Origin of the sequence: Skermanella mucosa (assembly GCF_016765655.2) — a bacterium.
GTDB lineage: Bacteria > Pseudomonadota > Alphaproteobacteria > Azospirillales > Azospirillaceae > Skermanella > Skermanella mucosa.
In genome coordinates this window covers 1,513,332-1,534,249 of the sequence record NZ_CP086106.1, presented here as the reverse complement: position 1 = coordinate 1,534,249, position 20,918 = coordinate 1,513,332, and the positions used below count along the sequence as shown (strand labels likewise).

The window sequence follows — 20,918 nt, the reverse complement described above, 5'->3', positions numbered from 1 at the left end:
GCCATGCGGCGCCATCACGCTCAGAACAAAACAAGAACACACCAGACGTGGAAGGAGGTCAAGGCGGTGGAGAAAATTTTACGCTCTTCAGGAGGGGGTATGTCCTGGATCGGTCCGGCCGGTCGGCGCGCTGGTCAAGCCGGCCTGTCCGCTCCGGGGACGGGATCATGGCAGCAGACGCAGATCTTGTTCCCGTCGAGATCGCGGAAATAGGCGCCGTAGTAGTCGGGGTGATAATGCGGCCGGAGACCCGGCTTTCCCTCGTCCCTCGCTCCGGCGGCCATGGCGATGGCGTGGCACCGATCGACGGCTTCCCGGCTCGGGGCGAGCAGAGCGACCATGTGCCCGTTGCCCGAATCGGCCCGCTGTCCGTCATAGGGCGTGCCGATCAGGAACAACGGCCGCCCGCCCGCCTTCGGCATCCAGCCGGCCCAGGAATTCTCGGGCTCGCGGAACTTCAGCGGATATCCGAGTTCCGCCATCAGGGCACTGTAGAAGGTGAAGGCGCGCTGGAAATCGGTGATCCCGACATAGACATGGGACAGCATCGGCTTCTTCCCCATCGGCTTGGTGATTGGACAGGAGACAGGAACCAGGGACCGCGCGATCGTCCCGGCTCGACGTCCGACATGCCGGCATTCCGAATATTACAGCCCAGCATAGGCTCGCCGATCCGCCTCCGAATTCCACTCGTCGAAGGCATGCAAAGGATCATCGGTCTGTTCGGAGACGGCGCGCCTCAGGATCACGCGGTCTTCTTCAAAATTGTAAACAATCCTGTCACCCTCGCGCAGCCCGAGCGCGGTACGCACCCGCTTCGGAATGGTCGTCTTTCCCTTGCGACTAAGCTTGCTGGTGATCATCGGACTCCCGTTGGGTAAGAGCGATCGACCGTAAGGCGGTTGCCGACCATGGACAAGACGGCGCGCAGCGGCAGAATTACCCCATGCTCTTCAAGAGCGGGCATGGGATGATTCCACCGAAGCCTGTCGCCGGACATATTACAGGTCATACGGTGGAGGCTGGGCATGAGCGACACGTCTCCGAAGCGCGCGATCGGGAACTATCGGGATCGCCTCGCCCAGCGTGGCATGGCCCGTTTCGAGGTGCTGGGCCATGATGCCGACCGTGATCTCATCCGGTCCCTGGCAAAGCGTCTCGCCGACGACGGACCGGAGGCGGCCCGGCTCCGATCGATCGTCAGCCATGGTCTTGGGAGCGAACCCCCGAGGAAGGGCGGCATTCTGGAAGCCCTGCGCCGCTCACCGCTGGTCGGGGCGGATCTCGATCTGCGGCGCCCCCAGGAAACCGGCCGCAAGATCGATCTGTGACGCGCTATCTTCTCGATACCAACATCATCAGCAATGTCATCAAGTCGGCTCCCTCGGGATCGCTGCTGGCTTGGATGGCCGAACGCCTCGACGAGGATTTGTTTGTCTCCAGCCTCACCATCGCCGAGATCCGGCGTGGCGTCCTGTAAAAGCCGACAGGCCGGAAGCGTGATCAGTTGGAAGCTTGGTTCTCCGGCCCGGACGGTGAAGTGAACCCCTCAGCCGTCGCCCAGGCCGGCGCCACGATCATTACGCTTGCGGAACCACAGCCTGGACCGGTGTCCCCCGGCACCCCACATGACTGTGATGAGAAAACTGATCATCATGGCCGCCCTGCTGCTGCCCATCGGCACGGCGGCGGCCCAGGTGCCGGGGGAACGCAACGTCATTTCTCCCCACCGCACCCCTGTGCCGGGCGAACGGATCGACCCGTCCGACCGGGGACGGGCAGAGCTGTACCGGGACCAGCTCCGTGAAAGCCAGGAGCGCCGCGAATTGCTGGACCGCCAAGGCAAGGCGGACATCCTGGACCGGCGCGAGCTGCTGGACCTGCGGGACGAGTCGCGTCGGATGGACAGGGCGCTGGAGCGGTAGGCACGCCGAATTCCGGAGGGTGCGCGTCCCGCGCACCATGGGCGGCGGGACGCCGCCCCTCCGCGAAAAGGAAATGTCAGGCCGCCGAGCCGGGGTCTACCCGACGCAGGCGGAGCGCGTCGGCGATGGCGCGGCGAAGCTGGCGCGGCTCGAACGGCTTGCGCAGGAAGATCTCCGCCTCGGCCTCCTCCGCCTGGGCGGCGTCGATCTGGCCGGAGATCATCAGGGCGCCGATGTCGAAGCGCTGGCGAAGCTCGCGCGCGGCGGCGATGCCGTCGCTGCCGTCGGCCAGCCGGACATCCATCACGACCAAGTCGGGGCGATGCTCCTCGGCGAGCCGCAGGGCCTCGGCCCGGGTGCGCGCCAGACCGCAGACCGTATAGTCCATTCCCTCGATCAGCCGCTCCAGATCCATCGCGATCAGCATCTGATCCTCGACGATCAAAATCTTGCAGCCTGCCGTCATAAAAGCCTCCCGCTCACCGGCGCTACCATGCGATCCGCCGCGAAAGCACACTCTAACGCCGAAAGCCCGCGGTCGATGACAACGAAGGAGTAGAGGTCGGTCAGGAGGTGAGGTTGACGACCGGAACTTAACCGCACCCTGAGGGTTGGGCGGACACCGTACAAACCAAGGGTGCACCCGATGGCGACCTCAGCCGCCGCTCCGACTTCGATCGATCTGGCTTCTTCCGACCGTACCGTGATGGGCGTCCTCCGCGGCGAGGCCCTCGAAACGCTGCAAAAGCATGTCCTGCCCGGATATCTGCTGCGCCATCGCTGGTACGGCGCCAAGGATGCCGGCACGCCTTCCGTCACCCTGGCCGCGGGCGAGGAGGTCCGGACCGACGAGGGGCCGGCGCTGCTGGCGACGCTCCGCGTGCAACCGCCGGGAGGGGCCGAGCAGCGCTATTTCCTGCCGCTCATGCTGGTCTGGGACGGCGCGGGCCAAGGCGGGGCCGATCCCGGCGACCCGGCGGTGCTGGCAAGCGTACGCCAGGACGGACGCACCGGCGTGCTGATCGACGCCTTCGCGCGCGATGCCTTCGTGCGGGCGCTGCTGGCTCAAATGGCGGAGGAAAGCGGCGGGGGGAACGGCGTGACGGCGGAAGCGGCACCCGCCATCCAGCGCTCCCGGACGGAGCAGTCCAACACCTCGATCCGGATCGGCTCCAGCGCGATGCTGAAGGGCTTGCGCAAGCTGGAGCCCGGCCTCCACCCGGAGGTGGAGGTCGGTCGTTTTCTGACCGGAACGGCCGGCTTCGCCAACACCCCAGCCCTGCTCGGCACGATCGAGCAGACCGACGCCTCCGGCCAGCCGGTGGCGCTGTGCGTTCTCCAGGCGCTGGTGCCGGACGCGGAGGACGCCTGGGGGCACGTGCTGGAGCGGGCGAAAACGACGCCACCCGATCCGGAGCTGCTGGCCCTGGTCGGCCGCCTGGGCCGGCGGACCGCCGAGATGCACCACGCGCTGGCATCGCAGACCGACGATCCGGCCTTCCAAGCCGAACAGGTCGAAAACGGAACGATCGGCGAGTGGGTCGAGGCGGTGCGGACGATGGCCCGAACCACCCTGGCGTCGCTGGAACGCGCCCTGCCCAGCCTGTCCCCGGAGGTGCGCGGCGATGCCGAGAGACTGCTGTCCCGGCGGGACGAGCTGATGGGACGGTTCGACGCGCTGGCGCCCAAGGATCTGGAGGTGAGCCGCACCCGGCTGCACGGCGACTACCACCTGGGTCAGGTCCTGGTGTCGCGCGGCGACGTCTTCATCATCGATTTCGAAGGCGAACCGATGCGCCCCCTGGCGGAGCGGCGCGCCAAGCATTCGCCGCTCCGCGACGTGGCGGGCATGCTGCGCTCCTTCGCCTACGCCGCGGCCACCGCCAAGCCGGACCGGCCGGAGGACTGGACGCGCACGGTCAACGCGGCCTTCCTGGATGCCTATCGCGAGGCCGTGAAGGGAGCGCCCGGCTATCCCGAGGACCCCGCCCATGCCGACAGCCTGCTCCGGCTGTTCCTGTTCGAGAAGGCCCTCTACGAGGTCGGCTACGAGCTGGCGAACCGGCCGGACTGGGTCGCGATCCCGCTGAAGGGCGTGACGGAGCTGCTGGACGGGGTGCCGGCCTCCCCCGCCGCATCGGCCACGCCGGCGCTCGACAAGCTGGCCGAGCGGGCCGGCATCGAGCTGGAATACAAGAACGCCGCCGGGCAGATGGTCCGCATGTCGGAGAGCGCCAAGCGCAACATGCTGGCCGCCCTGGGCCACGACGTGCCCGACGAGCGCGCCGCGAGCGCGCGGCTGGAGGCCCTGGAACAGGCCGACCTGGGCCGGCCGCTGCCGCCGGTTTCGGTGGTCCGGGCCAGCCGGCGGCGGATCGAGGTGCCGCTCTCCTTCGCTCCCAGCGGCGCCCAGCTGCGCTGGCATGTGTCGGAGGAAGGCGGTCGGCGGCACGAGGGCACCGTCAAGTTCTCCGACCTGGAACTGCTGCATACCGGCGAGCATGCCGGGCGTGCGGTGGAGCGCCGGCGGCTGGCGATCGGGCTGGAGCTTCCCCCCGGATACCATACCCTGGCGGTAGGCGGCGGCGGGATGGCCGAGGCGACCATGCCGCTGATCGTGACTCCGGACCGCTGCCATCTGCCGCCCGAGATGTCGCAGGGCGCCGGCATCTGGGGCATCTCGGCCCAGCTCTATCTGTTGCGGTCGCGTGACGATTGGGGCATCGGCGATTTCGCCGACCTCAGGAGCTTCGTCGGCAAGTCCGCCGACCTGGGCGCGTCGGTGATCGGGCTGAACCCGCTGCACACCATGTTCCCGGACAATCCGGACCATGCCAGCCCCTATTCCCCGGCGAGCCGGCTGTACCTGAATATCCTCTACATCGATCCGGTCAAGGTCCCGGACTATGCCGGATGCGAACGGTGCCGGGTGCTGATGGAGGCGCCGGAGTTCAAGCGCAGGCTTCAGGCCGCCCGCGACGCCGACCTGGTCGATTACGCCGAGGCGACGGCCCTGAAGCTGCCCGTGCTGGAGGTGCTGTTCCAGCAGTTCAAGGAGCGGGCCTCGGCGGAGCGCCGCGAGGCTTTCGCCCGGTTCCGCCGCGAGCAGGGCGAACCGCTGGAGCGGCTCTGCCGGTTCCTGGCGCTGCGGGCGCATTTCGCGCCGGACAAGGCGGACTGGCGCACCTGGCCGCCGGAATACCGCAAGCCCGACGGCGAGGCCGTGGATCGTTTCGCCCGCGAAAATGCCGACCGGATCGACTTCAACGCCTGGACCCAGTGGGTCGCCGACGAGCAGCTGGCTGAAGCCGCGGCGGAGGCCAGGGCGCGCGGGATGGCGGTCGGCCTCTACCGCGACCTGGCGGTCGGCGCCGACAGCAGCGGCGCCGAGACCTGGGCGAACCCCGGGCTGGTGGTGTCGTCGGCCCATGTCGGGGCGCCGCCAGACCTGTTCAACCCGGCCGGTCAGGACTGGGGATTGCCGCCGTTCGACCCGCAGGCCCTGCGCGACCAGGCCTACGCCGGCTTCATCGACCTGGTCCGGGCCAACATGCGCCACGCCGGGGGCCTGCGGATCGACCATGTCATGGCGCTCCAGCACCTGTACTGGATTCCGGAAGGGAAGCCTGCGTCCGAGGGAGTCTATGTCTCCTATCCGCTGGACGACATGGTCGGTATCCTGGCACTGGAGAGCCAGCGCAACCGCTGCCTGGTGGTCGGCGAGGACCTGGGCACCGTGCCGGAGGGCTTCCGCGAACGCATGACCGAGGCCGGCATCCTGTCCTACCGGGTGGTCTTCTTCGAATATGCCGAGGGCGGTGGCTTCGTCGGGCCGGAGGATTATCCGCACTTGGCGCTCTCGACCGTGGGCAGCCACGACCTGGCGACGCTCCGCGGCTGGTGGGAGGAGCACGATATCGGCTTGAAGGAGCGCCACGGCCTCTATCCCGGCGCGGACGAGGCCGGGAACCAGCGGAACCTGCGCGCCCGCGACAAGCAGGCGCTGCTGGACGCCTTGAAGGCGGCCGGGCTGGACCTGCCCGCCGGCTTCTCGGTCGGGTCCGACTATGACGACGCGCTGTCGGAGGCGGTCCACCGGTTCCTGGCGCAGACCCGTTCCGGTATCGCGATGGTCCAGATCGACGACCTGACCGAGGAGCCGCATCAGGTCAACCTGCCCGGCACCACCGACCAGCATCCCAACTGGCGCCGCAAGCAGTCGTTGAGCCTTGAGGAACTAACCGGCAACCCGCGCGTTGTCGCGCTGGCACGGATCTTCCAGGACGCCCGCCCGCTCACTTCCTCCGCCAAAGAGGCCGATTTCAAATGAATGATTCAAGCGGCACGCCCATTCCGCGGGCAACCTACCGCCTGCAATTCAACAAGGATTTCCAGTTCGACGACGCGAGCGCGCTGACCGGATACATGGCCCGACTGGGTGTCAGCCATCTCTATGCCTCGCCTTACATGAAGGCGAGGCCGGGCAGCACGCACGGCTACGATATCGTCGACCACAACGCCATCAACCCGGAGCTGGGCGGCGAGGAAGGCTTCAAGCGGCTGATCGCCGCCCTGAAACAGGCCGGGCTGGGCCAGATCGTGGACTTCGTGCCCAACCATATGGGTGTCGGCGGTTCCGACAATGCCTGGTGGCTGAACATCCTGGAATGGGGCCAGGACTCGGCCTATGCCGGATATCTCGACATCGACTGGGATCCCGACCGCCGCTTCCTCCAGGGCAAGCTGCTGATCCCGTTCCTGGGCGACCAGTACGGCAAGGTGCTTGAGGACGGCGACCTGGCGCTGAAGTTCGATCCGGAGGAAGGCAGCTTCGCGGTCTGGGCGTACGGCACCCACAAGCTGCCGATCTGCCCGCTGAACTATGCCGAGATCCTGGGCCACGACAATCCCGACCTGGAAAACCTGGGCGACGCCTTCGGCGCGCTGCCGACCTTCCGGCCCCACGTGGAACGCCGCGCCTCCGAGCTGAAGGCGGAGCTGGCGAGCCTGGTCGCCGAGAAGCCGGAGGTGGCGCAGGCCGTCGAGGCGGGCATCAAGCGGTTCACCGGGACGGCGGGCCAGCCCGAAAGCTTCCGGGCGCTGCACGAGTTGATCCAGCAGCAGAACTGGCGCGCCGCCTATTTCAAGGTCGCGGCCGACGATATCAACTATCGCCGCTTCTTCAACATCAACGAGTTGGCCGGCCTGCGCATGGAGCAGCCGGAACTGTTCGACCTGAGCCACCGGCTGGTGCTGGACCTGGTCGAGGACGGCACGCTGGACGGCATCCGGATCGACCATATCGACGGCCTGGTGGACCCCAAAGGTTACTGCATCCGCCTGCGCGAGAAGGCGCCGCGCCCGTTCTATCTGGTGGTCGAAAAGATCCTGGCGCATCACGAGCACCTGCGCGAGGACTGGCCGATCGAGGGCACGACCGGCTACGAGTTCACCAACCTGGTAGGCGGCATCTTCGTGGACGCGTCGGCCGAGGAGGCCTTCGACCGGATCTACACGGAGTTCACCGGCCAGACCCGGTCTTTCGAGGACATCGTCCACGAGAGCAAGATCCGGATCATGGAGCACGAGATGGCGAGCGAGCTGAACGTGCTCGCCCGCGACGCCGCCCGGATCGCCCGCTCCAACTGGCGGACGGCCGACTTCACCAACAACATCCTTCATTCCGCCCTGAAGGAGATCGTCGCCCGCTTCCCGGTCTACCGGACCTATATCGACGGCACGACACCGGCGGAGAGCGACCGGCGCTACATCGACTGGGCCATCGCCCAGGCGCGCCGGGCGGTGGACGCGGCCGACCCCAGCGTGTTCGACTTCCTCCAGGCGCTGCTGACCGGCGATCTGGTGTCCGAACCGCGCAGCGGCTACAGCCGTTTCGCCGTGATCCGGCTGGCCATGCGGGTGCAGCAGTACAGCGGGCCGGTGATGGCCAAGGGGCTGGAGGACACGGCGTTCTATCGCTACAACCGGCTGGTCTCCCTCAACGAGGTGGGCGGCCATCCCGAGCTGTTCGGCGTCAGCGTCAGCGCCTTCCACCATGCCAACGCGGATCGGGCGCGGCGCTGGCCGCACGCGATGCTGGGCACCTCGACCCACGACACCAAGCGGGGCGAGGACACCCGCGCCCGCATCAACGTGCTGTCGGAGATGCCTGAGGAGTGGGAACGCCAGATCCGCACCTGGAGCCGGATGATCCGCGCCCGGCGCGGCGACATGGCCGGCACCGCCCCGCCCGACAAAAATGACGAGTACCTGCTATACCAGCTCCTGGTCGGGTCATGGCCGGCCGAGCTGACCAACGTCACGCAGCCGGACGCGGCCCTGCTGAAGGGCTATATCGGTCGTGTCGAGGGCGCGATGATCAAGTCGATCCGCGAGGCCAAGGTCCATTCGACCTGGGCCGCCCCCAACACGGAGTACGAGGAGGCGGTCATCGCCTTCCTGCACGAATGCCTGGACGTCTCCCGCCGCAGTCCCTTCCTGGAAGCCTTCGTGCCGTTCCAGGCGCGGGTGGCGAAGCTGGGCGCGCTCAACGGCCTGGCGCAGGCGCTGCTGAAGCTGACCGTCCCGGGCGTGCCCGACATCTACCAGGGCTCCGAGATGTGGAACCTCAGCCTGGTCGATCCGGACAACCGGCTGCCGGTGGACTATGACATGCACCAGCGGGCGCTCGACCAGCTGGAAGGCGAGTTGGAGCAGGACCCGGCCTGCCTGCCCGCCCTGTTCGACCATTGGCAGGACGGCGTCGTCAAGCTGGCGGTGACCCGGCAGGCGCTGAAGCTGCGCACCGAGAAGCCTGAGCTGTTCGCCCACGGCTCCTACGAGGCGCTGGCTGCGCAGGGCGCCAAGGCCGACCAGGTCTGCGCCTTCGCAAGGATCCATGAAGGCGACAGCGTGATCGTCGCGGTTCCCCGGCTGGTAGCCCGGCTGGAGGACGATCCAGACTGGGGCGACACGGCGGTGGTTCTGCCGACCTCGGTCGGTGCCGGTCGCTGGCGCAACCTGCTGACCGACGCCGTGATCGAGGCGGAGCCCCGGGAAGACGGCGCCGCCTTCCCGGCCGGCACGCTGCTGGGCAAGTTCCCGTTCGCGCTGCTGGTTCCGGAAGCGTGAGGACGGGCACTTTCCCGTAAGGGTAAGCCCGGCCGGAGCGGGAATATTTCCGCTTTCCATCCGTCACGGATTCGCCAAGAGTGATCGGGCTCAGGGCAGCGTGACGGATTGGGCAGCGACATGCGGACGGGCGGCACGGAGAAGGGGCGGAAGTGGGGCCGGCGGTCGTTGCCGCTTCTGGCCCTCCTGGCGCTCGTCTTCCGCGTGCTGCTGCCGGTCGCGGCCATGCCCGAGCAAGCCTCGGGTGCCAAGCCGGCCGTTCATGATCATGGGCATGCCGGGCACCACGCCCCGGCAGCCGACTCCGGCGGCGGCCAATCCCATGACGAGGGTCCGGAGCACCAGGCCTGCCACTTCTGCCGTCTCCCGGACTCGTCCCTTCCCCCGCCCGCCCAGCGCCTGGTGGCCCGGACGGTCCCGCCCACGGGCGTGGATTGGCCGGCGCCGCGCGTGCAGCCCCGGGCCGCCGGCGAATTCCTCGTCGTCGTCCGCGCCCGCGCGCCGCCTTCGGGACCCGTGTGACGGCCCGGCCGCCCGGCAGCGCCTCGCGCACCGCCGCCGCGGCGGGCCGAACTTCCCGACACAGCCCTTTCACCTGACGGCGGCCACGGTCGATCAGACCGGCGCGCCCGCCGGCTATCCGCACGGGTCCAACCATGTCCGACACCGCCTTGCGGCGGCGGCAGAGCGCGCGCGCGTCCTTCGCGCGGGCCGCCGCCCTCGTCATCCTTGCCTTCGCAGTCCTTTGGACCGCCGGCCCTGCCCGGGCCGATATCCGCGTCACCGACGTCATGGGCCGCGAGGTCACGCTGGCCAAGCCGGCCGAGCGCGTCCTGCTCGGCTTCTATTTCGAGGACTACATCGCCATCACGGGCCCCGGCGCCATCGACAGGCTGGCCGCCGTCTCGCTCCATTACTGGAAGGGCTACCGGCCCCGCCAGTACGAGGCCTACCTTGCCGCCCTGCCGAAGATCGCCGACCTCGTCGATGTCGGCGACGTCGACAACGGCACGATGTCCGTGGAGAAGATCGTCGCCGCCCGCCCCGACGTGGCGATCCTGTCGGTCGGCCAGATCCAGTATCTCGGCGCCTCCGCCGCCCAGATCGAGGCCGCCGGCATCCACATCGTCGCCGTCGACTACAACGCCCAGACCGTCGAGAAGCACGTCGCCAGCACGCTGGTGATCGGCAAGGTCATGGGGACGGAGGAACGCGCCGGGCGGCTGGCCCGCGCCTATCAGGCCGCCGTCGACGACACCCTGGCGCGCGTCCGCGCCGCCGGCGCCGCGGGGAAGCCCAAGGTCTATGTCGAGCTGGGCCAGAAAGGGCCGCGCGAGTACGGCAACAGCTACGGCAAGGGCATGTGGGCCGGCGTGATCGACCTGGTGGGCGGCGCCAACATCGCCGCGGGCCAGGTCGCCAACTGGGGTCCGCTCAATCCCGAATATGTCATCTCGGCCCGTCCCGACGCGATCTTCGTCACCGCGTCGGAGTGGATGGGCATGCCCGACGCCGTGGTCATGGGCTTCGGCGTCGATCCCGCGCTGACCCGCGAACGGCTCCGCCCCTATCTGGAGCGGGCCGGCTGGGCCGACCTGCCTGCGGTCAGGAACGGCGAGGTCTACGCGATCTATCATGGCGGCACGCGCAGCCTGTACGACTATGTCTATGCCCGGTTCATGGCGAAGGTGCTGTATCCGCAGGCCTTCGCCGACGTCGATCCGCGGGCGGAGCTGGCGGCCTATTACAAGGAGAACCTGCCGATCAGCCCGGACGGCGAGTTCATGCTCCGGCTGGAGCCCGGCTCGTGACCGCCCTGTCCTTCGACGCCGTCCCGCTGCTGCGGGACGGCTACCGGCGGGGCATCCGGCGCCGGGTCCTGGTGATCGCCTGGATGGGGGCGCTGCTCGCGGCACTCGTCCTGCTCGACCTGGTGACCGGCCCCTCGCCGCTCACCGTCGGCGACGCGCTCGCCGGGCTGCTGAAGGGGCCGGCGAACCCGGACCGGATGGCGGCGACGATCATCTGGTCGATCCGCCTGCCGATGACCCTGATGGGCGTGCTGGTCGGCGTGGCGCTCGGCATAGCCGGCCTCCAGATGCAGACGATCCTGGACAATCCGCTGGCGAGTCCTTTCACGCTGGGGTTCTCCGCCGCGGCCGGGTTCGGGGCGGCCGTCGCGATCATGTTCGGGGCGGCGATTCCCGTCGCGGCCTGGCTGCTGACCCCGCTCGCCGCCTTCGCCGCGACCCTGGTGGCCTGCTTGCTGATCTACGGCATGGCCCGGGCGCGCGGCGCCGGGCCGGAGATCCTGACGTTGGGCGGCATCGCCGTGATGTTCATGTTCCAGGCGCTGCAATCGCTGCTTCAATACCTGGCGTCGCCCGAGGTGCTTCAGCAGATCGTCTTCTGGCTGTTCGGCAGCCTGATGAAGGCGAACTGGACCAGCGTCGGGGTGCTGGCGAGCGTCCTGGCTGTGACCGTGCCGCTGCTCGCCCGCGATGCCTGGAAGCTGACCGCGCTGCGCCTGGGCGAGGCGCAGGCCCGTAGCCTGGGACTCGACGCGGACACCCTGCGGCGGCGGACCTTCGCGTGCGTCGCCCTGCTCACAGCCGCCGCCGTGGCGTTCGTCGGCACGATCGGCTTCATCGGCCTGGTCGCCCCGCACGCAGCCCGTGCCCTGGTCGGCGAGGACCAGCGGAGCCTGATGCCGCTCTCGGCATTGGTCGGGGCGGCCCTTCTGGTCTCGGCGTCGGTCGTCTCCAAGGTGATCGCCCAGGGCGCCGTAATCCCGGTCGGCATCGTGACCGCCGTGGTCGGCGTGCCCGTCCTGTTCGCCCTCATCCTGCGCCGCGGCGCCGGAGGCTGGGGATGACCGCGGCGCTGCTCACCCTGCGCGGCGTGTCGGTCGAGCGCGGCGGCAGGAACGTCGTGGACGGGGTCTGCGCGACGCTCCCCGGCGGCGGGATCGCGGCGCTGTGCGGGCCGAACGGCGCCGGCAAGTCGAGCCTGATGGCGGCGGTCGCCGGCCTCGCCGCCCACCGCGGCGAGATCCTGTGGAACGGCGCCGCCCTCGACCGGGCCGCCGTCGCCTTCATGCCGCAGGCCGCCGCGGTGCGGGCGACCCTGACCGTGCTGGAGACGGTGCTGCTCGGCCGGCTCGACCGTCTGGGCTGGCACCTGGCCGACCGCGACCTCTCCGCCGCCGGCGACGCGCTCGAGTCGGTCGGGCAGCTCCACTTGGCGGAGCGGCGCATCGACACCCTGTCCGGCGGCCAGCAGCAACTGGTCCTGCTGGCCCAGCGGCTGATGCGGAAACCGCGCCTGCTGCTGCTGGACGAGCCGACCAGCGCGCTGGACCTCGCCCGGCAATTGGTGGTGCTTGACATGCTGGAAGCCTATGCGCACGACAACGGAGCGCTCGTCCTGGTCGCGCTGCACGACCTGTCGCTGGCGGCCCGCTACGCCTCGACGCTCCTCCTGCTGGCGGAAGGGACGCTGATCGGCTCGGGATGCCCGGCCGAGGTGCTGAACGCCGACACGATCCGCTCCGCCTACGGCGTGGAAGCGGAGATCCTGAGGTCCTCCGCCGGTCATCCGGTGATAGCGCCGCTGTACGCGAGCGGCAGCGGCCTGCTGCCGCGCGGGGAAATGCTGCGCCGGGTGTCCCATGGCGCGATGTGAGCCTGGAACGCCGGCCCGGCCCGGATCGCTGCCGGGTGCCGGCGGCATCCTGCTGCGGCTGGCGGCGGCGGGGCTCTTCACGCTCATGTCGCTGTTCGTCCGGCTGGCGTCCTTCGAGGCGCCGGTCGGGCAGATCGTCTTCTACCGCAGCGCCTTCGCCCTGCTGCCGATCGTGGCCTATCTCCTCTGGCGCCGGCAGTTTCCCCACGGGCTGAGGACCAGCCGGCCGGGCGGCCACCTGAAGCGCAGCCTGTTGGGCTGCACCGCCATGTTCTTCTCCTTCGTGTCGCTGGCCTATCTGCCGCTGGCACTGGCCTCCGCCCTGGCGTTTCTGGCGCCGCTGCTGCTGGTGCCCGCCGCCATGGTGGCGTTGAAGGAACGGCCCGGCTCGGTCGTGGTCGGGGCGGCGCTCGCGGGATTTCTCGGCGTCGCCCTGATGCTGGCGCCGGCGTTCGAGGGGCCGTCGCTCGATTCCGGCACGCTGATCGGCGTCACCGCCGGCCTGGCGATGGCGGTCACCACGGCGTCCGCCAAGGTCCAGATCAAGATGCTGACCGGGACGGAGCCGCCGGGCACCATCGCCTTCTACTTCGCCGTGGTGTGCGCCCTGGCCGGCCTCGCCACCCTGCCCTTCGGCTGGGCCTCGCCCTCCGGCGCCGCGCTGGCTTACCTGATCGGGGCCGGGATCGCCGGCGGGCTGGCGCATATCGCCATGACCGAGGCGCTGGCCCGGGCCCCGGCCTCGACCCTGGCGCCGTTCGAGTACACGTCCATGATCTGGGCGCTGCTCTTCGACGCGGCCATCTTCGGCATGCTGCCGTCGCCCCTCGGGCTGGCCGGCGCCCTGGTGATCGTCGCGGCGGCGGCGGTGGTCGCCTTCGCCGACGGCATCTTTCCCGGGCGCCGGACCCCGGCCGCTACTCCGCCGGCGGAGTGCCGATCAGGCCCAGGCCACCCTCCTGGTCCAGCGCGAAGACCAGGAACTGGGTGAACTGGGTGTCGCTGAAGTTGTTGTCGCTGACGAAGGTCAGGCTCTGCCGCCCGTCGGGCAGCACCGGACCCAGCGCCATCCCCTCCACATTGTCGAGCGGCAGGCCGATCCCGGCGAAGTCGAACACCAACTCCTTCTCCACCGCCTTCGGCGCCTTGTCCAGGCCGTCGAGGGCCTCGATCCCGGAGATGTCGTCGGCACCGCCGATCCGCGCCTCGTAGAGCTTGATGGTGTTGCCCACGCCCGTGCTGAACGACCGTTCCAGCGCCAGCAGCGTCCCCGTATTGTCGAGGGCGAGCAGATCGACGAGACCGTTGGTGGCGAAGGCGTCCTCGGGCACCGGGGGCTCGGCGACGGCGTGGGTCTCGTACAGGTATTCCGCCTTGACGGTCCCGTCGGCGGTGTCGAAAGCGAGGATGCGCGACGGGCTGCCCTGGTCCAGGCCGGCGACCGAGCCGTCCTGTGCCAGCGCGTTCTCGGTGGCGGAATAAAGCGTCCGCTCGTCCGGCGTCAGCGTCAGGCTCTCGAAGGCGAGGTTGTTTCGGATGCCGGACCCGCCGTCCCCGGCCGGCAGGAATTTCTCCGGAATGTCGAAGGCCCCGGTCTGCCGGCCTTCCAGCGAGAACTCGTTGACGAAGGGCGGGATCACGGCGCTCGCGTCGCCTTCGGAAGAGAGGTAGAGCTTGCCCGAGCCGGCATAGGCCAGCCCTTCCGGATCGACCGCGGCGTCGGCGAACGGCTCGCCGTCGGCGTCCGACAGGAAGGTCACGCCGGTGACGGAGAGATCGTCGTTGGCGAAGCGGCCGTCGGCCAGGTCTAGTTCCAGCGTATAGAAGCGCGGCGCGCCGGTTTCGCCGCCGCGGCTGTCGGACAGCGCGTGGAAGACGCCGCGCTCCGGATCCCAGGTCAGGGCGGACAGGCCGCCGATCTCGGTCCCCTCGAACTCGGTACCGGTGGCGAGGAAGGCGGCGCCCTGGAACTCGACCCCCTTGACGTCCACGGCGGGCGCCTCGGTGATCCGCAGGTCGGACCAGACCAGCCGGTGATCCGACGCGTCGATCAGCTCGGCGCCCGGCCGGCCCGGCGCCGGCCAGAAGACGCCGGCATCCTCGACCTCGAAGCCGTTGGCCGAGGGCAGGACGTAATCCACCCGCAGGTTGCCCGGCGGCTCGGAGAAGTCGGCGGTGTCCAGGCCGGGATGGCCGAGATGGTCCAGGTTGACGCCGCCGTCGGCGAAGCTGTCCACGACGGCGCCTTCGCTGTCCGGGGCGACGGTCGGATCCACCCACGGGTTGCCGACGATCTGCTGGGCAGCACCCGGCACGCTGTCGCCGTCGAACGGATCGGTATTGTAGTCGCCGACGATCACGAAGCGCTCGCCGGCGCCCAGGCCGCCCTTGTTGCCGGCATCGTCATAAATGTAGCCACCGCCATCGGGCGTCACATAGTCGTCCCAGAAGCGGATCTCGTCATAATTGCGCAGGCCGTTGCGGTCCTCCGGCCCGTCGAACACCGGGGGCGTCGGGTGGGCCGCCAGGACATGGACGATCTCGCCGTCGACCTCGACCGGCACGTCCACGTGGTTCTTGGACGACAGGCGGAGGACGTCCAGTTCCGCGTCGCTGTAGAAACCTTCCGGGATGCGGGCGTCGGGCATGTCCTTCCACAGGAACTCCTGGAAGGTGCGGACCTGGTCCTCGACGATCGGATGCTTGGAATAGATCACGAAGGCGAACTGGCCGGGGAAGGCGCCGAAGCCGTAGGCGTCGTTCGGGCCGCCGACCGAGCCGTTATTGTCGAGGTCGAAGCCGGAGGGCACGCCGGTGTTGCTGGCCGCCACGTACTGGTAGGGGTAATCGACCAGGTCCTGCCCGTTCTGCCCGACCTTGAGGTAGTTGTCGCGGAACAGGTCGGCGGCCTTGCCCTCGGCGTCGTAGTCGAACTCGTTGACCAGCACGATGTCGGGGTCGGTGCGCTGGATGATCTCGGCGACCTTGCGGGCCTGCTCGTCGGCGCCGGTGGAGAGGTCGTCGATCAGTTCGCCCTCCTCCGCCCGGTTCAGCGAGGCGTTATAGGTGGCGACCCTGATCCGGTCACCGATGCCGGTCAAATCCTCCAGCACGTCGGCGGCGGCGCCGGGCTGGTCGGTGAAGATGCCGTCCACGCCCAGCCGGGTCAGCAGTTCGACCTGCTCCGGCAGGGTCTGGGCGGTGCCGTCCTCCTCCAGCGCCAGGAACGGTTCCTCCGCCCGCACGGTATAGGGGGTGACCTTCAGGCCGGCCTCATGGGCGTCGGCGACCAGCGGCCGGATCTCGCCGGTCAGGCGGGAAGTCACCTGCGCCCGACCGTCGCCGTCGGCATCGACCGGCGTTTCCAGCGGTTCGCGGATGATGAAGCTGTCGGTCCAGGGGCCGATCCCCTCGGCATAGGCGTCGGCGATCTGCTTCAGCGCCTCCGGCGTGACCAGGTCGGCATAGTCGGTCTCCCCCGTCACCTCGAAGGGCAGGCCGTCATAGACCGAGAGGTCCGCGCCAAGGTCGGCTTTGTCCGGGTTGGCGTTGAAGGCTATGTCGTAGGGGATGGAGAATCCACCGCCCGCCTCGTTGAAGAAGGCGCCCTCGACGTCGCCCAGCAGCTGGACCAGCGGCAGGTCGATGCCGGCGGCCGGCATGATCTCGTCCTGGAGTTCCAGCAGGTTGGCGACTTCGAAGCTCTGGATGGTGACGCGGCCGGGATCGGCGAAGCCCTGCTCGGTCACGGTCTCGACCAGCACGCGGCCGGTGTCCACGCCGATCGGCGAGCCGCCGTCCACCACGTCGAGCTGCCCGTTACCGTTGGCGTCCTCGCCGTCGTCCAGCGTGCCGTCCCCGTCGGCGTCCTCGTCCTGGTGGGTGCCCTCGAACTCGAAATAGGTCGGGTGCTTGGTTTCCGGGATGATGCCGATCTTCCGGCCGGTTTCCGCCTCGACTTGCCGGACGAGCTGGATCACCTCCTCGAAGGTCGGGATCCCGAACTGGTCGTCGAATACAGCATTCTCCGGCCGGACGTCGGGGATGCGCTCGCGGGCGCTCAGCTGCTTGATCTCGGCCAGCGTGAAATCCTCGCTGAACCAGCCGGCGACCGGGTCGCCGTCCAGCACCTTGACGCTGAGCCGGTCGAGGAAGTCGGGCGCGCCGTCCCCGTCGCCGTCGAATTCGGCGACGTCGGTGGTCGCCTGGGTTACCACCGGCCGGCCGTCCTCGCCGAAAACGATGTCGCCGTCCTCGTCCAGCGCGACCTGCGCCAGCAGGTTTTCATGCCGGGCGATCAGGACGCCGTCGCGGGTGGTGACCAGATCGGGTTCGATGATGTCGGCGCCGAGTTCGATCGCGAGCCGGTAGGCTTCGAGCGTGTGCTCGGGGCGGGAGCCGCTGGCGCCGCGATGCCCGATGACGAGCGGCAGCCCACCGTCCAGCGGCCGGCCTTCCGGAATGTCCGATGATTGCATGACGGGTTCCCTTCTCCTGGCCCTGCTTCCCATGACTCCGGCCGCCGGTAAATTCGTTGTCGTTGAAGCGGTTGGCCGGCGTCGGGATCCTGGACACCCCGGATGACACTTGCGTGAAGGGGAAATGAATATTTAACTAACTAAGTAACACTCCGGATTTGTTGTTGAATTCCTGAAGGTATTACTTAGTCCGGCCGAGCCTGACTGAACGGCCGCCTATGGACCGGGAGGTCGACCTGGAACGACGGAGGAATGCCAAGTCGCACCCGTGGACTTGGTGCCGGAGCGCATTTGCCGGAACAGCCGGTCAGCACGACACCTCCCAACGAGCCCAACCATCGGGTCCGACGGGATGATGGAATGGCGTAGCATATGGCAAAGAACGCGGTCGCGGATCCCTGGGCATCATCGACGCCTTGGCCAAGTCCCTCGCAGATCAGTCTCTGCAATTTCGCGAGTTTGGGGACCTACTCCTGGCCATTCCTGATCAGTGCGCGTCCGGTAAGCCGCTTCGAGGATGTATTCGTAACGACAGATTTTTCTGCCGCTCAGACTCATAGGGGATTTTAGTATGGTATTGAAGAATTGGCGCGCCCTGCTGGATTCGAACCAGCGACCGTCCGCTTAGAAGGCGGGTGCTCTATCCAGCTGAGCTAAGGGCGCTTGAAGGAGGCGGGCGCCCCGCGCGTCCTCAGCGGACGCGGTCGGGGCGGAAGTTGTCGGCGTAGTTGCGCGGGCGGACCCGGCGCTGGTGGGCGTCTTGGACCATGTAGTCCCAGCCCTTGCGCTCGGCGAAGGCGACGGCTTCGTCCTTGGTCGGGAACTTGAGGCGAACTTGGTTCAGGGTGTCGCCGGACGAGATCCAGCCCATCAGGGGCTCGGCACGCCGGGGGGTCGCGATCTCGTATTCCAGGACCCAGTCACCCATCTTACCGCGACCGGACTGCATGGTCGACTTGCTGGGCTGATAGATACGCACCTGCATGGTTCGCTTCTCCACGACTTCTCGCATATGGTCGGAGCGCCGAGATTCGAACTCGGGACCCTCTGCTCCCAAAGCAGATGCGCTACCAGGCTGCGCTACGCTCCGCCAGAGCGTGACATACATCATCGGGGCAAACTCAGCAACCACTGCCCCCGGAGCCCCCCGAAGAAAGTTCCGGAGCTTTGTCGTATGGACATACGCAGGGCGCCGTGGCATTCGGCGACCAGCCACCGACCGCGGATATCGCCCCCCGGATATCGACCCGACACGAGGATCCCGAGTGACCCAGCAATCCATGTTCCTGCCGCCGGCGATACACCGGTACATCCTGGACAATTCGCTGCGCGAGCCGCCGGTGCTCGCCCGGCTCCGTGCCGAGACGGCCAGCCTGACCCAGGGCTATTACCAGATAGCACCCGAGGAAGGGCAGATGCTGACCCTGGTGCTGGAACTGCTGAGGGCGCGGCGGACGCTCGATATCGGCGTGTTCACCGGCTACAGCGCGACGGTGGCCGCCCTGGCGCTGCCGCCCGAAGGCCGGGTGGTCGCCTGCGACGTCAGCGTGGAATGGACCGACGTGGCGCGGCGCTACTGGGCCGAGGCGGGGGTCGCCGACAAGATCGACCTGCGGCTGGCCCCGGCGACCGAGACGCTGGCGGGCCTGATCGGCGAAGGTGCGGCGGGCAGCTTCGACTTCGCGCTGATCGACGCGGACAAGGAGCTTTACCCGACCTACTACGAGCAGGCGCTGACCCTGGTGCGGCCCGGCGGCGTGATCGCCATCGACAACACGCTCTGGCGCGGCACCGTCGCCGATCCGGAAGCGACCAAGCCGAAGACCGAGACGTTCCGGGCCTTCAACGCCTTCGTCCATGCCGACGAGCGGGTCACCCAAGTGCTGTTGCCGCTGGGCGACGGCCTGACGCTGGCGCGCAAGCGCCCCTGAAGGCTATTGCTGCTGAAAGGCCGGGTGAACCACCCGGTCGCCGGCGCGGATGCCCAGCCGGGCGGCCATGCCGCCGTTGATCTCCAGCACGCCCTTGACCTGCCCCGCGGAACTGATGGTGTCCAGCGACTGGGGCACCGCGTTCTCGTGGATATTCACGATCCGGCCTTCGGGACCGATAAACACCATGTCCAGCGGGATGAAGGTGTTTTTCATCCACATGGACATGGTCTGGAGTTGCGGCAGCACGAACAGCATCCCGGCGTCGGGCGCCATGGTCTCGCGGAACATCAGGCCCTGCGCCATCTGGCGCGGAGACTCGGCGATCTCGACGGAGAACGGATACTTGCCGCCCGACGCGGTCTCGATGGTCAGGCGGTCGGTGCGGAAGGTCTCCGCGGCGGACAGGGACCCCTGGCCGGCCGCAACCAGCAGCAGGACGAGGGTGAAGGTTCGAATGATCGCGGCAGCCATGATCCAGTCGCTACAGGAGCCCGCCCTATATGTAAAGCATTTGGGCGAATCCTGCACCGTCAGGATCCTGCACCGTCACGACATGACCGCGTCCACGACCTGCCGGACCTCATCGCGCACCGGGCCGGGCCTCGGGGCGTCGGCGATCGTGGTGAACCAGTGTTCCGGCGGGTTCTGGCCCTGGCGGCGGGTCCAGGTCAGCGCGCGCAGCACCTCCTCCGCGTCCTCGGTCACGGGAGCGTCGGGGTCGATGCCGTTGAGGGTAGCCCAGACCCCGGTCCAGCAGCGGCCGACCGACCAGGGATTGTAGCCGCCGCCGCCCAGGACGAGGACCCGGGGAGCCAGCGTCGCGAGGGAGCGGACCGCGTTCCACAGCGCGCGGTTGGACAGTTCCAGCCGGCTCATGGGGTCGTCGGCCAGGGCGTCTGCGCCGCACTGGATCACCACGGCGTCGGGGGCGAAGCTCCGGCCCAGCGGCATCAGGGCGTTCTCCAGGATGTAGTCCAGTTCGGAGTCATTGAACTCCACCGGGACCGGCAGGTTGCGCGCCATGCCGCCGCCCCGGTCCCCGACCTTGCCGGTGAAGGGCCAGCGGGTGCCCTCATGGACCGACACGGTCAGCACCCGGTCGTCGTCGGCAAAGGCGTACTCCACCCCGTCGCCATGGTGGGCGTCCAGGTCGGCGTAGTAGACCCGCCGCAACCCGCCGTCGAGCATGGTGAGGATCGCGAGCACCGGGTCGTTGAAGTAGCAGAAGCCGCTGGCCCGGTCGCGCAGGCCGTGGTGGGTGCCGCCGGCCGGGTTGTAGATCACGCCCTCGTGCTCGGCCAGCAGGCGGCCGGCCAGGATCGAGCCGCCCGACGCAGTGGCGGGGCGGCGGAAGACCTCGGCGAAGATCGGGTTCTCCAGCCGGCCGATATTGTAGCGGTCGCGCGCCTCGGCATCGAGCCGCTGCTCCGCCTCGGCCCGGCGGACCGTCTCTATATATGTGCGGTCGTGGAAGCGGGCGAGTTGGTCGGGCGTCGCCCTCGGGCTGTCCAGATAGGCCCGGTGGTCCAGCCACCCCATGGCCCGGGAAAGGTCGATCGCGGTGGAGACCCGGGGGATCGCGAGCGGGTGCTTCTTGCCGTAGGTGGAGGCCCGGTAGATTTCGCTTCCGATGAAGAGCGGGCCGATCGGCGGGGACTGGGCGGGGCGGGACGGGTTCAGCATGGACGCTGACCTAGGCCGCCCCCCGCGCTTCGTCAACTCCGTGCGTTTATCTGCGTATTCGGTATCCCGGCGCCTTGCCAGGG

General features: G+C 68.6%; 18 protein-coding genes and 2 tRNA genes. 11 read left to right on the top strand and 9 right to left on the bottom strand.

Translation table 11 applies throughout. The features are described 5' to 3' along the window. Positions 1-134: 134 nt before the first annotated feature. Both JL100_RS07000 and JL100_RS06995 read right to left on the bottom strand, forming a co-directional pair. Positions 135-548 carry a VOC family protein gene (locus JL100_RS07000; protein ID WP_202680010.1) on the bottom strand — a complete coding sequence of 138 codons (414 nt, stop codon included), beginning with the start codon at positions 546-548 and terminating at the stop codon, positions 135-137. Between the two features lie 99 nt (positions 549-647). Then, positions 648-863, bottom strand: coding sequence for an AbrB/MazE/SpoVT family DNA-binding domain-containing protein (locus tag JL100_RS06995; RefSeq protein WP_202680009.1), 216 nt, complete (start codon positions 861-863; stop codon positions 648-650). A 165-nt stretch (positions 864-1,028) separates the two neighbouring features. Between JL100_RS06995 and JL100_RS06990 the strand changes: the two genes are divergently transcribed. From JL100_RS06990 to JL100_RS06980, 3 genes are all read left to right on the top strand, one after another. Next, positions 1,029-1,331 (top strand): hypothetical protein, encoded by a 303-nt coding sequence (locus JL100_RS06990; protein WP_228421112.1) that lies wholly within the window; start codon positions 1,029-1,031, stop codon positions 1,329-1,331. After that, positions 1,328-1,480 carry a PIN domain-containing protein gene (locus tag JL100_RS06985; protein ID WP_228421111.1) on the top strand — a complete coding sequence of 51 codons (153 nt, stop codon included), beginning with the start codon at positions 1,328-1,330 and terminating at the stop codon, positions 1,478-1,480. The genes JL100_RS06990 and JL100_RS06985 overlap by 4 nt, the downstream gene beginning before the upstream one ends. A 157-nt stretch (positions 1,481-1,637) precedes the next feature. Further along, entirely contained in the window at positions 1,638-1,925 is a 288-nt protein-coding gene (locus JL100_RS06980) for a hypothetical protein (protein ID WP_202680008.1), read from the top strand. 76 nt (positions 1,926-2,001) lie between these two features. On the opposite strand, the gene JL100_RS06975 is transcribed toward JL100_RS06980, so the two are convergent. After that, complete coding sequence (locus JL100_RS06975; protein WP_202680007.1) at positions 2,002-2,391, bottom strand: response regulator; 390 nt, start codon at positions 2,389-2,391, stop codon at positions 2,002-2,004. 180 nt (positions 2,392-2,571) lie between these two features. Here JL100_RS06975 and malQ point away from each other — a divergent pair, with 180 nt between their 5' ends. The 7 genes from malQ (at position 2,572) to JL100_RS06940 (ending at position 13,731) form a co-directional block, all read left to right on the top strand. After that, positions 2,572-6,255 carry a 4-alpha-glucanotransferase gene (malQ, locus tag JL100_RS06970; RefSeq protein WP_202680006.1) on the top strand — a complete coding sequence of 1,228 codons (3,684 nt, stop codon included), beginning with the start codon at positions 2,572-2,574 and terminating at the stop codon, positions 6,253-6,255. Next, the gene (treY, locus tag JL100_RS06965; protein WP_202680005.1) at positions 6,252-9,056 is read left to right on the top strand and encodes a malto-oligosyltrehalose synthase; all 2,805 of its coding nucleotides are present in this window, start codon (positions 6,252-6,254) and stop codon (positions 9,054-9,056) included. The genes malQ and treY overlap by 4 nt, the downstream gene beginning before the upstream one ends. 120 nt (positions 9,057-9,176) lie before the next feature. Then, positions 9,177-9,578: a DUF2946 family protein gene (locus JL100_RS06960; RefSeq protein WP_202680004.1), complete on the top strand. Its 402-nt coding sequence runs from the start codon at positions 9,177-9,179 to the stop codon at positions 9,576-9,578. Between the two features lie 134 nt (positions 9,579-9,712). After that, positions 9,713-10,867, top strand: coding sequence for an ABC transporter substrate-binding protein (locus tag JL100_RS06955; RefSeq protein WP_202680003.1), 1,155 nt, complete (start codon positions 9,713-9,715; stop codon positions 10,865-10,867). Further along, positions 10,864-11,931 (top strand): FecCD family ABC transporter permease, encoded by a 1,068-nt coding sequence (locus tag JL100_RS06950; protein ID WP_228421110.1) that lies wholly within the window; start codon positions 10,864-10,866, stop codon positions 11,929-11,931. The genes JL100_RS06955 and JL100_RS06950 overlap by 4 nt, the downstream gene beginning before the upstream one ends. Further along, complete coding sequence (locus tag JL100_RS06945) at positions 11,928-12,740, top strand: ABC transporter ATP-binding protein (RefSeq protein ID WP_202680002.1); 813 nt, start codon at positions 11,928-11,930, stop codon at positions 12,738-12,740. The genes JL100_RS06950 and JL100_RS06945 overlap by 4 nt, the downstream gene beginning before the upstream one ends. Continuing rightward, positions 12,727-13,731: a DMT family transporter gene (locus JL100_RS06940; protein WP_202680001.1), complete on the top strand. Its 1,005-nt coding sequence runs from the start codon at positions 12,727-12,729 to the stop codon at positions 13,729-13,731. Before JL100_RS06945 ends, JL100_RS06940 begins: the two co-directional genes overlap by 14 nt. Here JL100_RS06940 and JL100_RS06935 read toward each other — a convergent pair. The 4 genes from JL100_RS06935 to JL100_RS06920 form a co-directional block, all read right to left on the bottom strand. Further along, entirely contained in the window at positions 13,658-17,218 is a 3,561-nt protein-coding gene (locus JL100_RS06935; RefSeq protein WP_228421109.1) for an esterase-like activity of phytase family protein, read from the bottom strand. The two genes, JL100_RS06940 and JL100_RS06935, sit on opposite strands and share 74 nt — an antisense overlap. 586 nt (positions 17,219-17,804) lie before the next feature. Further along, positions 17,805-17,881 (bottom strand) — tRNA-Arg (locus JL100_RS06930). Between the two features lie 28 nt (positions 17,882-17,909). Continuing rightward, positions 17,910-18,203 (bottom strand): ETC complex I subunit, encoded by a 294-nt coding sequence (locus tag JL100_RS06925; protein WP_192499318.1) that lies wholly within the window; start codon positions 18,201-18,203, stop codon positions 17,910-17,912. Positions 18,204-18,231: 28 nt separating this feature from the next. Next, a tRNA-Pro gene (locus JL100_RS06920) sits at positions 18,232-18,308 on the bottom strand. A 175-nt stretch (positions 18,309-18,483) separates the two neighbouring features. Here JL100_RS06920 and JL100_RS06915 point away from each other — a divergent pair. Continuing rightward, positions 18,484-19,149 carry a class I SAM-dependent methyltransferase gene (locus JL100_RS06915; RefSeq protein ID WP_202679999.1) on the top strand — a complete coding sequence of 222 codons (666 nt, stop codon included), beginning with the start codon at positions 18,484-18,486 and terminating at the stop codon, positions 19,147-19,149. A 3-nt stretch (positions 19,150-19,152) separates the two neighbouring features. On the opposite strand, the gene JL100_RS06910 is transcribed toward JL100_RS06915, so the two are convergent. Continuing rightward, positions 19,153-19,623 (bottom strand): DUF192 domain-containing protein, encoded by a 471-nt coding sequence (locus JL100_RS06910; protein WP_202679998.1) that lies wholly within the window; start codon positions 19,621-19,623, stop codon positions 19,153-19,155. A gap of 75 nt (positions 19,624-19,698) precedes the next feature. Beyond that, positions 19,699-20,835 carry an acetoin utilization protein AcuC gene (locus JL100_RS06905; protein ID WP_202679997.1) on the bottom strand — a complete coding sequence of 379 codons (1,137 nt, stop codon included), beginning with the start codon at positions 20,833-20,835 and terminating at the stop codon, positions 19,699-19,701. Between the last annotated feature and the right edge of the window lie 83 nt (positions 20,836-20,918).

Coding starts and splice junctions, on each gene's coding strand:
- JL100_RS06925 (WP_192499318.1), bottom strand. CDS start 18,203: ATGCAGGTGCGTATCTATCAGCCCAGCAAGTCGACCATGCAGTCCGGT.
- JL100_RS06940 (WP_202680001.1), top strand. CDS start 12,727: ATGGCGCGATGTGAGCCTGGAACGCCGGCCCGGCCCGGATCGCTGCCG.
- JL100_RS06945 (WP_202680002.1), top strand. CDS start 11,928: ATGACCGCGGCGCTGCTCACCCTGCGCGGCGTGTCGGTCGAGCGCGGC.
- JL100_RS06980 (WP_202680008.1), top strand. CDS start 1,638: ATGAGAAAACTGATCATCATGGCCGCCCTGCTGCTGCCCATCGGCACG.
- JL100_RS06975 (WP_202680007.1), bottom strand. CDS start 2,391: ATGACGGCAGGCTGCAAGATTTTGATCGTCGAGGATCAGATGCTGATC.
- JL100_RS06955 (WP_202680003.1), top strand. CDS start 9,713: ATGTCCGACACCGCCTTGCGGCGGCGGCAGAGCGCGCGCGCGTCCTTC.
- JL100_RS06935 (WP_228421109.1), bottom strand. CDS start 17,218: ATGCAATCATCGGACATTCCGGAAGGCCGGCCGCTGGACGGTGGGCTG.
- JL100_RS06995 (WP_202680009.1), bottom strand. CDS start 863: ATGATCACCAGCAAGCTTAGTCGCAAGGGAAAGACGACCATTCCGAAG.
- JL100_RS07000 (WP_202680010.1), bottom strand. CDS start 548: ATGCTGTCCCATGTCTATGTCGGGATCACCGATTTCCAGCGCGCCTTC.
- JL100_RS06905 (WP_202679997.1), bottom strand. CDS start 20,835: ATGCTGAACCCGTCCCGCCCCGCCCAGTCCCCGCCGATCGGCCCGCTC.
- JL100_RS06990 (WP_228421112.1), top strand. CDS start 1,029: ATGAGCGACACGTCTCCGAAGCGCGCGATCGGGAACTATCGGGATCGC.
- JL100_RS06910 (WP_202679998.1), bottom strand. CDS start 19,623: ATGGCTGCCGCGATCATTCGAACCTTCACCCTCGTCCTGCTGCTGGTT.
- treY (WP_202680005.1), top strand. CDS start 6,252: ATGAATGATTCAAGCGGCACGCCCATTCCGCGGGCAACCTACCGCCTG.
- malQ (WP_202680006.1), top strand. CDS start 2,572: ATGGCGACCTCAGCCGCCGCTCCGACTTCGATCGATCTGGCTTCTTCC.
- JL100_RS06960 (WP_202680004.1), top strand. CDS start 9,177: ATGCGGACGGGCGGCACGGAGAAGGGGCGGAAGTGGGGCCGGCGGTCG.